This is a genomic window from Desulfofundulus thermobenzoicus, from assembly GCF_009428905.1.
In the GTDB taxonomy this organism is placed as follows: domain Bacteria; phylum Bacillota; class Desulfotomaculia; order Desulfotomaculales; family Desulfovirgulaceae; genus Desulfofundulus_A; species Desulfofundulus_A thermobenzoicus.
In genome coordinates this window covers 1-2,774 of record NZ_WHYR01000097.1, presented here as the reverse complement: position 1 = coordinate 2,774, position 2,774 = coordinate 1, and the positions used below count along the sequence as shown (strand labels likewise).

General features: G+C 54.9%; 4 protein-coding genes. All 4 read right to left on the bottom strand.

Features of this window, described 5'->3' with window-relative positions; translation table 11 throughout:
• Positions 1-11: 11 nt before the first annotated feature.
• The 4 genes from GFC01_RS17570 to GFC01_RS18910 all read right to left on the bottom strand — a co-directional run bounded on the left by GFC01_RS17570 (position 12) and on the right by GFC01_RS18910 (position 2,768).
• On the bottom strand, positions 12-1,058 hold the full coding sequence (locus GFC01_RS17570) for a uroporphyrinogen decarboxylase family protein (protein WP_152948445.1): 1,047 nt from the start codon (positions 1,056-1,058) through the stop codon (positions 12-14).
• An 18-nt stretch (positions 1,059-1,076) separates the two neighbouring features.
• Complete coding sequence (locus GFC01_RS17565) at positions 1,077-1,472, bottom strand: pyridoxamine 5'-phosphate oxidase family protein (protein WP_152948444.1); 396 nt, start codon at positions 1,470-1,472, stop codon at positions 1,077-1,079.
• A 178-nt stretch (positions 1,473-1,650) separates the two neighbouring features.
• Positions 1,651-2,586 (bottom strand): tetrahydromethanopterin S-methyltransferase subunit H family protein, encoded by a 936-nt coding sequence (locus GFC01_RS17560; RefSeq protein ID WP_152948443.1) that lies wholly within the window; start codon positions 2,584-2,586, stop codon positions 1,651-1,653.
• 14 nt (positions 2,587-2,600) lie between these two features.
• Positions 2,601-2,768, bottom strand: a complete 168-nt coding sequence (locus GFC01_RS18910; protein WP_341474084.1) for an ASKHA domain-containing protein — start codon at positions 2,766-2,768, stop codon at positions 2,601-2,603.
• Between the last annotated feature and the right edge of the window lie 6 nt (positions 2,769-2,774).

The following is a 2,774-nucleotide window of genomic DNA, read 5'->3' as shown; positions in this document are numbered from 1 at the left end:
AACCGGGGCTTCTAAACCCGCCGGCGCGCCCACTTTTCGGCGCCGTATTTCTGCACCGTTTCCACCATGGTCCGCAGGTTTTCCAGGGGCGCCGTGGGCCAGATGTCGCAGGAGGGCCAGACGGCGTCCACCCCGCCCTCCATGCTGGCCAGGACGGCCTTTTCCACATCCTCGGGCTTGCCGTTGCAAAGAACATTGTAACCGTCCACCTGACCGAATACCAGCGGTTCCGGGCCAATGGTCTCCCGGGTCCTGGACAGGTCGTTTTTGGTCTCCACACTGATGGCGTCGGCGCCGCAATCATTCATCAAGCCGATAATCAGGTTGGTGTCGCCGCAAATGTGCAGGATCTTGGGCGAGTCGATATTTTTAAAGATCTTTTCCAGGTGCGGCTTGATCACCTGCTTGAAGCTCCGGGGGCTTAAGACATCGGTAGGAGCACCCATTTCCCGGATGGTGATGTAGTCGGCACCGGCCTGCCGGTACCTGGCGGCCATGGTAATAACCAGATCCGCCAGTCTGTCCAGCAGGATATTCACTTCGTTGGGTTTCTTGAAAACCAGCTTGAATAAATCGTTCAAGTCCATCAGCTGACCGGCCAGGGTAAAGGGTCCCAGAAACCAGGAACCGATGGCCACTTCATCGCCGATATCCTTTTTTAGCAGGGAAATGGCCTCCATCACCAGGGGGAAACGTCCCCTTTCGGCTATATTGCCGGGAACGGTCACCCGGGTCATTTCCTCCGGCGAATGGATCAGCTTTTCCTTGATGGTGGGATACAGAAGGTGGGCCACATCTTCATAGGCGTTCATGACGCAACCCATGGCCTCGGCTTCCACACACATATCATAGGGAACAACGGCACATTCATAACCGAAAAGTTTATAGGAAGTGGCCGCCGAATTGGCCATTTTCACCGGATCCACGTGCACCGAAGCAAATTTATAACCCAGCTGATCCAGGCCGGCGGTAGTCACGTTGCCCATACCGCTGTAACAGGCCATGCGGTCCACTTCTTTTCCTTCAAAAAGGCCCAGTACCCTATCTCTTGGCTTCATGGACGGAAAAGACCTCCTTTAACCGATTTTTTCACCCGGGTTGCGTACTGACAGATCGTAGATTTCTTCCACCATAATTTTGACTGCCGCTTTTGGTTTGGGCAGGCCCATCCTGGCAAACTCTTCGGTAAAACGGTCATAAAGTGGCCCCTCGGACAACAATTCAGCCCGGCCCATGAACCGGTAACCTTTCAACGCCTGGCGGTCGGTAACCACCACCGCCACCTTCGGATTTTCCAGCAAGTTACGGTAGGTCTGTTTGCCCACCAGTTCCCCGTAGGCCAGCGTTTGCCCATCAAGCACCAGCATGGAGCCCTTGGGGGCAGCGGAAGGCTGCCCCGTTTTATCGGCAGTGACAATGAAACATTGTTCCTTTTCAATCATAGTCTTCATCTCAGCAGTTATTTCAGCCATCTAAAGAACCCCTCCTTAATAAGTTGCCGGTCGTCGGAGTCAGCCGTCTGATTATGAATGAATTCGCTGAAGCGAATTCCTGTTGAAACTTCTTTAACCGAACATTGCATCCTTTATGGAGGGATTTATGGTTTCGATATGGGAGACTACCTGGAATCCCTTACTCTTAGAAACGCCGTTACTGTAACTGTTTCACAAAGTCACTGAAGAACTTATACAGTGGATGCTCCTGATTGGCGGGCAGTTTACCGCTTTCATCATAAGCCAGCGTGGAAAGCATCAGGCTGGCGGTGGTCACGGCCGGTATAATCTTGGGTATATTCACAATGGGACCGCTGAAAAGAAGATCACTCCAGAGCAGGGCGGCAATGGCCTGCCCGGCGGCGTTCATGGCGTTAAAGCCGTCGCTGCCCCACATTTCCCGGGCCGCCTTCCACATGTAGGTGCCGTTGGAGGAGGCCACCCCGGCGGGCCAGCCGAATTCTTCCTTCACCATCCGGGCGGCAATGCAGGAGAAGGAGGTGGAGGGCAGGTTCATAACCGCGGTATCCACCAGGATGGTTTCAAAGGTGTTTTCGCCAATGACATCCAGCATCTTCTTCAGTCCGGTAACCCGGCCTTTGGGGCTCTGATCCTCCTGGTTGAAAGCCTGCACCACCACATGCTTGAAGCCCATTTCCTTCAAGCGGGCCACCTGGCCGGGGATGTCCTTATCCCAGGGGGTGATGCTGTTGTACAGCACCCGGTCCTGGATGCCCAGCCCGGCAATATATTCGGCCACTTCCAGCCGGGTCTTTTCCACCCACAGGTCGATGCCGAAGGGCTGGTTGCTGATGCCCAGGAAAAAGTCAATGTATGTTTTCATTTCCTCCAGGGAGGTGGCCACCATAGCCACCAGGGCGGGTATACCCGTCTGGGCGGAAAGCTCTTCCTGCCGCTTTACGTACTCCGTGGCCTTTTCCCGGTTGAATTTCCTCTCCTTGCGGGATTCCAGAATCTTATCGCCGTTATGAAACATGGAGGAAATCAGCAGGGGCGGGTTTTCCCCGGGCTGCCCGCCGATATTCCACTGGCCGATGCGGCAAACCCGCTGGGGCCGGTTTAGTCTAAACATGCGGTATTCCTCCTCTACCGTTTGGGAATGGCATCCAGAAGATGTTGAATGTGCGGGAACTTATCGGTGGAATGGGGCAGGGCCATGGCCGCGGCAAAGCGGTTCTGAAAGTCCGGTTCAATGGCCGTTTCCACAAACTCCACCTGCCGGGCAATCCAGGCCGCCTCTTCCCGCTTACCCACATCCAG

Coding starts and splice junctions, on each gene's coding strand:
- GFC01_RS17570 (WP_152948445.1), bottom strand. CDS start 1,058: ATGAAGCCAAGAGATAGGGTACTGGGCCTTTTTGAAGGAAAAGAAGTG.
- GFC01_RS17565 (WP_152948444.1), bottom strand. CDS start 1,472: ATGGCTGAAATAACTGCTGAGATGAAGACTATGATTGAAAAGGAACAA.
- GFC01_RS17560 (WP_152948443.1), bottom strand. CDS start 2,586: ATGTTTAGACTAAACCGGCCCCAGCGGGTTTGCCGCATCGGCCAGTGG.